The sequence below is a fragment of the Burkholderia sp. HAN2018 genome (assembly GCF_024704855.1).
GTDB lineage: Bacteria > Pseudomonadota > Gammaproteobacteria > Burkholderiales > Burkholderiaceae > Burkholderia > Burkholderia cepacia.
The window spans coordinates 1-8,126 of the sequence record NZ_QOBB01000279.1 but is presented as its reverse complement, the minus strand read 5'-3'; the positions used below and the strand labels follow the sequence as shown (position 1 = coordinate 8,126).

At 67.8% G+C, this 8,126-nt stretch carries 7 protein-coding genes; 3 read left to right on the top strand and 4 right to left on the bottom strand.

The window, feature by feature from the left end:
• Positions 1-868, bottom strand: an 868-nt coding sequence (locus DPV74_RS36540; RefSeq protein ID WP_119338957.1) for an NYN domain-containing protein, incomplete at its 3' end; no start/stop codon positions are given.
• Positions 869-1,107: 239 nt separating this feature from the next.
• Between DPV74_RS36540 and DPV74_RS36535 the strand changes: the two genes are divergently transcribed.
• Positions 1,108-1,737 carry an NAD(P)H-binding protein gene (locus DPV74_RS36535; protein ID WP_027787962.1) on the top strand — a complete coding sequence of 210 codons (630 nt, stop codon included), beginning with the start codon at positions 1,108-1,110 and terminating at the stop codon, positions 1,735-1,737.
• 110 nt (positions 1,738-1,847) lie between these two features.
• Here DPV74_RS36535 and DPV74_RS36530 read toward each other — a convergent pair whose 3' ends face one another.
• Positions 1,848-2,399, bottom strand: a complete 552-nt coding sequence (locus DPV74_RS36530) for a peroxiredoxin (RefSeq protein WP_021161764.1) — start codon at positions 2,397-2,399, stop codon at positions 1,848-1,850.
• Positions 2,400-2,678: 279 nt separating this feature from the next.
• On the opposite strand from DPV74_RS36530, the gene cdpA reads away from it, so the two are divergent.
• Both cdpA and DPV74_RS36520 read left to right on the top strand, forming a co-directional pair.
• Positions 2,679-4,421 carry a bifunctional diguanylate cyclase/phosphodiesterase gene (cdpA, locus tag DPV74_RS36525; protein ID WP_205571972.1) on the top strand — a complete coding sequence of 581 codons (1,743 nt, stop codon included), beginning with the start codon at positions 2,679-2,681 and terminating at the stop codon, positions 4,419-4,421.
• Between the two features lie 25 nt (positions 4,422-4,446).
• On the top strand, positions 4,447-5,946 hold the full coding sequence (locus tag DPV74_RS36520) for an HDOD domain-containing protein (protein WP_027787963.1): 1,500 nt from the start codon (positions 4,447-4,449) through the stop codon (positions 5,944-5,946).
• Between the two features lie 140 nt (positions 5,947-6,086).
• On the opposite strand, the gene DPV74_RS36515 is transcribed toward DPV74_RS36520, so the two are convergent.
• Complete coding sequence (locus DPV74_RS36515; RefSeq protein ID WP_027787964.1) at positions 6,087-6,881, bottom strand: ABC transporter substrate-binding protein; 795 nt, start codon at positions 6,879-6,881, stop codon at positions 6,087-6,089.
• A 368-nt stretch (positions 6,882-7,249) separates the two neighbouring features.
• The coding region (gene astE / locus DPV74_RS36510) for a succinylglutamate desuccinylase (RefSeq protein ID WP_119338955.1) at positions 7,250-8,126 on the bottom strand (877 nt) is incomplete at its 5' end.

Sequence of the window (8,126 nt, the reverse complement as noted above, 5' to 3'; positions counted from 1 at the left end):
CGCCTTCGCCGGCCTGCGCAACCTGCTCCGCGGCCGCCGACTGGCGTGCCCGCGACACGAACGCACCCGACTTGTCGTCACGCCCCACTTCGAGCAGGCCGCGCGCCTGCGCCTCGTCGAGCAGGTTGCCGAACGCGCGGAATCCGTAGTACGACTCGTTGAAATCCGGCTTGCGCCGCTTGATCGCGCTCTTCAGCACCGACGCCCAGATCTTGCCGACATCGTCCCGCTCCGACGCGAGCGCGTCGAACGTCTCCACGGCCAGCGCGATCGCCTCGGCCTTGCGCGCGTCCAGGTCGTGCTTGCGCGACGCCGCCGGCTCGTCCGGCCGCTTCGCGCCGCCGTTGCCCGCGCGCTGCTGCTGTTCGCGCTTCGCGAGCGTGCGCTGCTGCTCACGTACCAGATCGTCGTAGAAGATGAATTCATCGCAGTTCGCGACCAGCAGGTCCGACGTCGATTTCTTCACGCCGACGCCGATCACCTTCTTCGCGTTCTCGCGCAGCTTCGACACCAGCGGCGAAAAATCCGAGTCGCCGCTGATGATCACGAACGTATCGACGTGCGACTTCGTGTAGCAGAGGTCGAGCGCATCCACGACAAGCCGGATGTCGGCCGAATTCTTGCCCGACTGGCGCACGTGCGGAATCTCGATCAGCTCGAAGCTCGCCTCGTGCATCGACGCCTTGAAGCCCTTGTAGCGATCCCAGTCGCAATAGGCCTTCTTCACGACGATGCTGCCCTTCAGCAGCAGGCGCTCCAGCACGGGCTTGATGTCGAACTTCTCGTACTTCGCGTCGCGCACGCCGAGCGCGACGTTCTCGAAGTCGCAGAACACGGCCATGCTGACGTTGTCCAGGGGTAATGCCATGTGTACTCCAACCGGTGGGCCGCTGCGTTGTATGACGTAGCGGCGAAAAATGCATCGCGCACATGATAGCCGTTCGGCGCGTCATTCCCGCATCCGTGTGAACGAATGGCGGCAGGAAGGCCCGTCGCCGGTACGCCCCTTAATACACACCCGCCGCACGGGCAAATCGACATTACACTTGAGTTATCGGTCGTCCGTCCCTATCTGGGAGGACGACGCATCGAGCAAGGAGCGGTTTCATGACGACGAAGGTACTGCTGATTGGCGCGACCGGCCGAACGGGCCAGGCCTGCGCGGATCTGCTGCTCAAGCAGCCGGAGTTCGAGGTCACGGCGCTCGTGCGCCGGCACGGCTATGCGCTGGCGGGCGCGCGGGTAGTCGAGGCCGATCTGACGAACGATTTCTCGCACGCATTCCAGGGCATCACGCACGTGATCTACGCAGCCGGCTCGGCCGAATCGGAAGGCGCGGCCGAAGAGGAGCAGGTCGACCGCGACGCGGTCGCCCGTGCGGCCGAATACACGCTGGCCTACAACGCGCAGAAGCTCGTGGTGATCAGCTCGCTGTCCGCGTACCGGCCCGAACTCGGCCCGGACGCGCTGCGCCACTATTCGCAGATGAAGCGCGAAGGCGACGATCGCGTGATCGCGTCGGGTGTCGACTACGCGATCCTGCGCCCCGGCCCGCTTACGGACGACCCAGGCGTCGGCAAGATCGCGCTGACCGACGCGTGGTTCGACGGCGCCCCGCCCGTGTCACGCCAGGACGTCGCCTGGGCCGCGATCGAGGCGATCAAGCTCGGCATCTCGCGCAAGATCGTCGGCTTCGTCGGCGGCAGCGTGCCGATCGAGCAGGCCTTGCGCGCCTAGCGCCCTCACACGCGCCGCCGCGCGGCGGCGCGCCGATCCGTACCGGCGGCCCGCACGACGGGCCGCCTCGACGCTTGACGCACGCGGTGCCCCGGTGCCCCGGTGCCCGTTTACTGCTTCGGATGTGCGTCGGCCCACGCCTTCACGGCGGCGAGCGTGTTCTCGACGTGCTTGTCGGGCGACATGCTCGTGTATTCGTAGAGGATCTTCCCTTCCGGCGAAATCACGTAGGACACGCGGTTCGCGCGGTCGATCGCCGGCAGTTTCGCGTCGTATTCCCGGATGATCTTCGCGTCCGGATCGGCCGCGACCGGGAACTTGCTCCGGCACTCGCTCACCGAGAACTTCGTCAGCGTGTCGATCTTGTCGGCCGATACGCCGATCACCGTCGCGCCGTAAGCCTTGTAACGGTCGACTGCGTCCGCGAACGCGTGCGCCTCGATCGTGCAGCCCTTCGTGAACGCAGCCGGGTAGAAATAGAGCACGACCGGCCCCTGCTTCAGCGCGTCCGCGAGCGCGTAGGTGTAGGTCTTGCCGCCCAGCGACGCCTGCGTCGTGAAATCGGGCGCCGCGGCGCCCGGCTTCAGTTCCGCCTGCGCCATCAGTGCATGACCGGCCACCAGCGCCGCCACGGCGGCGCCCAGCAACAGTTTTCGCTTCATCTGCATCCTCATTTCTTATAAAGTCAGCCTCGATGTGGGCCACGCAGGCGTTCGCCTGTCGAACACTTGCGTGACCAATTCGGACCCGCGGCAGCGCCATCCGCGCCCGGCCCGTTAAAGATTCCGCACAGTCTGCCGTTATTCCTTCCGGACAACCGGTTCCAGCCCTTCACGTCAGCGAGAAACATGGAAGCCAACAGGAAACAGACGTCACGCAAGGGCTCCTGGCGCAGCGCCTTGCATACGCTGCGCCGCTTCGCCTGGTCGGGCGGCGCGCTGATGCCCGCGCGCGCCGGCGCCCCGCGCCGCGACGACTCCGTACGCAACTGGCTGGAACAGACGGTTGGCACGGTGGATTTCCTCGCCCATGTCGACCGCGAACTGCGTTTTCTTTACGTGTCGGACGCGAGCCTGCGCTTCATCGGCTACCACCGCGACTACCTACACACGCTGACGCTGCGCGACCTGATCGCCGAACAGGATACCGCGGCGCTCGAAGGCCTGCTTGCGCGCGCCGCGCGTTCCGGCCAGGTCGAGAAGGCGACGATGTGCATCGTGAAATCGCTGACCTACCCGCTCGACGTCGAGATCCGCGCGTTCAAGAGCCGCCACCATGGGGTGGACGGGTTCGCGATCGCGGCGTTCGACGTGTCGTCGTGGCGCGCGCTCGAGGCGCGCCTGACCTACGAGATGCACCACGACCCGATGACGGGCCTCGACAACCTGTCCGCGCTCGTGCCCGCGCTGATGCGCGCGCAGCAGGCCGCCGACGAGGGCGGCACCTGCGCGGCGCTGCTGCTGCTCGACCTCGACGACTACCAGCGGATCAACCGCGCGCTCGGCTACGACGCGGGCGACACGCTGCTGCGCGAAACCGCGCAGCGGCTGAAGGCGCTCGTCACGCAGAACGAACAGCTCGCGCGCGTCGCGAGTGACAAGTTCGCGGTCGTGCTCAGTGCGCCGGACCGCACGCAGGCGAGCAATGCCGCCGATGCACTCGCACGCCGGCTGCAGGCCGCGGTGCGCCAGCCTTACGTGTACCAGGGGCAGACCGTGCACCTGTCCGCGAGCATCGGCATCGCGCTCTACCCTGACGAGCGCGCCGCCCCGCATCGCGCGCAGCACCACAGCCCGCTGCTGCGCCGTGCCGATCACGCGCTCGCGCAGGCGAAGGCGTCGGGCGGCAACGCGCTCGCGTTCCACGCGCCCGTCGACGACCCGGCGGACGCCGAACGGCTGAAGCTCGAAGCCGACCTGTACGACGGCGTGCGCAACGGCGAGTTTTCGCTCCATTTCCAGCCGATCACGCGCAGCCAGTCGGGCGCGGTGGTCGGCGTCGAGGCGCTGATCCGCTGGCGCCATCCGGTGCACGGCCTCGTGCCGCCGGCGACCTTCATTCCGCTCGCCGAATCGATCGGCCTGATCAACTATCTCGGCAACTGGGTGCTCAAGGCCGCGTGCATGCAGCTCGTCGCCTGGGACGGCCAGGGGCTCGCGCTGCAGTACGTGGCGGTCAACGTGTCGCCGCAGCAGTTCCGCGACCCGCGCTTCACGCAAAGCGTGCGCGAGGCGATCGCGCTGACGGGCATCGACCCGCGCCGCATCGTGCTCGAGATCACCGAAAGCCTGCTGATGCACGATCCCGCGCAGGCGAAGGGGCTGCTCGAGGAGCTGACCGATCTCGGCATCCGCTTCGCGATCGACGATTTCGGCACCGGTTATTCGAGCCTCGCGTATCTGCAGCGCTTCCCGCTCGCGAAGCTGAAGATCGATCGCAGTTTCGTCGAGAACCTGCTGACCTCGCGCAACGACCGCGCGATCGTGTCGGCCGTGGTCGGCCTCGCGCAGACGCTCGATCTCGAGCTCGTCGCGGAAGGCGTCGAGACCGAGGCGCAGCGCGAATTGCTGACGGAAATGGGCTGCAACCATATCCAGGGCTGGCTCGTCTGCCAGGCGCTGCCGTCCGAGGAGCTTGCGCGGCGCTTCGAGGCCCATCAGCTGCACCTGCACGCCGCCGCCTGACGCGCGGCGAACCGGACAGATCCGTATGTCAATCACCGAACACCTGCCCCGCACCGCGTTGCTCGACAAGCTGTGGGCCCGGATGAACGAACGGGGCGATTTCCCGTTGCTGTCGGAATCGCTGCGCGCGACGATGGCCGCGATGAAGAACGACGACCTCGACTTCACCGCGCTCGTGCGCGTCGTGCTGTCGGACTTCGCACTCACGCAGAAAGTGCTGCGGCTCGCGAATTCCGCGATGTACATGGCGTTCGGCGGCAACATCACGACCGTGACCCGCGCACTGATGGTGCTCGGCATGGATGCCGTCGGCCATTTGGTCGTCGGGCTCAAGCTCGTCGACCATTTCCACCACAGCACGCCGCGGCGCATCGACGCGAAGCTCGAACTGAACCGCGCGCTGCTGTCCGGCTGCGTCGCACGCAAGCTCACCGAACGCGTCGAGCTGCGCGCGGGCGAGGAAGCCGTCGTCTGCACGCTGATGCGCCAGGTCGGCAAGCTGCTCGTGGTCTGCTATCTCGACAGCGAATGGGACCGGATCCGCCGCCGCGCGGCCGAACTGAACGGCGACGAAGCGGCCGCCTGCATCGACGTGCTCGGCGTCGGCTTCGACGAGATCGGGCTCGAGGCGGCCGCGCGCTGGCGGCTGCCCGACGTGATCCGCGCGGGGATGGCCGACCACGACCACGTGGTCCGCACCGACGCGTTCGGCAACGACGAGGACGACCTCGACGCGGGCGAGGTGTCCGACGACGGCCCGACCGAACGCGTCCGCTGGCTGCGCGAGATCAGCCGCTGCTCGACCGACGTCGCGGGCGCGCTCGTGATGCCCGCGAGCCCGCAGCGCGACGCGCGCATCGCGGCGCTCGCGCAGCACTACGGCGCGGAACTCGGCATGGAACCCGACGCGCTCGTCGAGATCGCCGAGCGGCTCGCGCGCGAGGAAGCGAGCGACACCATGATGCGCGAGATCGTCGAGCTGCGCGCGAACGCCGATGCGATCGCGCGCGCGCAGGCCGAGCCCGAGGCGTGCCTCGAAGCCGGCCTCGCGGACCTGCGCGCGCTGCCGTCCGAGCACGTGCTGACGCCGGTACTCGCGCTCGCGTCGGAAAGCCTGCTGGCCGGCCTCGCGTTCACGCGCACCGTGATGTTCGTGCGTCACGACGACGGCATGTTCGCCGCGCGCCTCGGCTTCGGCCCCGGCGTCGATACGATGCTCGACCGGCTGCGCTTCGACGAGCGCTTCGAGCCGGACGTGTTTCATCTCGCGATCTCGAACTCGGTCGGCATCTTCATCGAGCAGGCACGGGAGCCGAAGATGCTCAAGCGCCTGCCCGCATGGTATCTCGACGCGTTCGACGACACGCGCGCGTTCGTGCTGCTGCCCGTGCGCGTCGGCACGACGACCGTCGCGCTGCTGTACGGCGACTGGGCCGGCGCGCAGCCCGCGCGCAAGATCACGCAGCAGGAGATGGGCGTGCTCAACGAGCTCGCGCGCGAACTGGGCCGGTTCTTTCCGGCGTGACGCGGCGCCGGCCGCTCCCCGCCGTTTTCGGCGGTTTCACACCCTGTTTCGCATCCTGTTTTACACCGTTCCCCGCCTGCAAAAGCAAACCGGCCGCATGAGCGGCCGGTTTGCTTGCATCGTGCGATCGAACGCAACGCTTACTTGAGCGTCACGGGCACGCTGAAGTACTTCTTCGCGAGGTTGTCGATCGTGCCGTCGGCCTTCAGGTCCTTCAGCGCCTGATCGAGCGCGGTCTTCAACGCCGCGTCGTTCTTGCGCAGGCCGAAACCGACGCCCGAGCCGAGGATCTCGGCGTCGCTCACGGTACCGCCCGCGAACGCGAAGCCCTGGCCCTGCGGCTTCGCCAGGAAGCCCTTCGAACCGGCTTCCGCGTCCTGGAACGTCGCGTCGAGACGGCCGGACTTCAGGTCGGCGTAGGCCAGATCCTGCGTCTGGTACGGCACGACCTCGACACCTGCCGGCGCCCACTTCTTCTTCGCGTACGCTTCCTGGATCGTGCCCTGCAGCACGCCGACGCGCTTGCCCTTCAGCGATTGCGGGGTCGGCAGCAGGCCGCTGCCCTGCTTCGCGATCAGCTGGTTCGGAATCGTGTAGATCGGATCGGTGAACGCGATCGCATGCTTGCGCTGGTCGGTGATCGTCATGTCCGAGTTGATCGCGTCGAACTTGCGCGCCTGCAGCGCCGGGATCAGGCCGTCGAAGTCGTTCTCGACCCACACGCACTTCGTCTTCAGCTTCGCGCACACCGCGTTGCCGATGTCGATATCGAAGCCGGTCAGCTTGCCGTCGGGCGTCTTGTATTCGAACGGCGCGTACGAGGCTTCGACGCCGAAACGGATCTCCTTCAGATCCGCGGCAAACGCGCTGCCTGCCGCCACCGCCGATGCCGCCACCGCCGCATGCGCGGCCACTTTACGCCAATCCAACTTCATCAGGTGCTCTCCTCGATACTCGAATGTTCCGGAACTACGGGCGCTTGCATCATTGCAGGGTCGGATGACCACGACAATCGCGATGCCACGCCGTGATGCGGCGCAACAGCCGCAAGGCCGCGATTGTACCAATCCGCGCGGCCCGATATGGCAAAGCGGGCGACGTCGCGCGATGCTGCGGTGCGTGCGCGGCGCCGGTCAGGCGATCCGCCGAACTTGCAAAACGGTGTCGCAAATACGCAAGCCGGGGCGCGTGCCGTCGGCCCCCGGCTTGCGGGCGACGACGACGGGATGCCGACAGGTTGCGGGTCAGGCGCGGGCCGCGTGCCGTCGCGGCAGCGCAATCAGCAGCCGGTCGGGACATGCGCTCAAATGAGCGCCGCGATCGTCTCGCGCGTCGTGTCGATGACAAGCAGGCCCGCGCGCAGGCCCGGCTTCACGGTCGGGTTCGGAAAGACGATCCGCTCCTCGTCGTGCGTCACCGTGTAGCGGTAGTCGCCGTCCTGCGCGAGCACCGTGCCGCGTGCAAACGCGGTGAAGTTCGCGACGTCGGCCGCGACGAACAGCTCCAGCGCGTCGCTCTGCTTCGTGATCTGGTCGATCACCGTGAACACGCGCGGCAGCGGCGGATGATCGCCCTGCACGACCGCATCTCCTCCCGCGCCCGACACGAGCTTGCGCACCGCGCGATCGGCCGGTGCGAAGCGCGTCAGGTCGTTCTGGCCGAACGGGCGCACCTTGCCGAGTTCCAGCGTGCACGCGAGCGCGCCGCAGTGCTCGGCCGTGAAATGCGAATACGTATTGCCCTTCGCGGTATGCAGCAGCACGGCCGCGATCCGCGCGTCGCCGAGCCATTCGAACATCGTGCGCGTCGGCGGCGTGCCCGTGTGCGGCAGCAGTGCGAACTGCTCGAACACCGACGCGCGGATCGCCGTATGCATGTCGATGTGCCAGCGCGCGGCGCCGGCCGGCGCGTCCGCGAAGAACGCGGCGGCAGCCGCTTCCAGCTGCGCGGCGCGCGGTGCTTCGCGGCTGGCGGGCACCTGCGCATGACGGCCGCTGAACAGGCGGTTCAGGTCGTCGTCGAGATAGCGTTCGCCGGCACGCATCGCCGGCACGTTGCCGAGCACGACGAGCAGCCGGCACGCGAGCGGCAGCGCGCCCGATGCGAGATCGCGCACGAGCATCGACAGCAGCTCGATCGGCGCCGTCTCGTCGCCGTGCACGCCGGCCGACACGAGCACG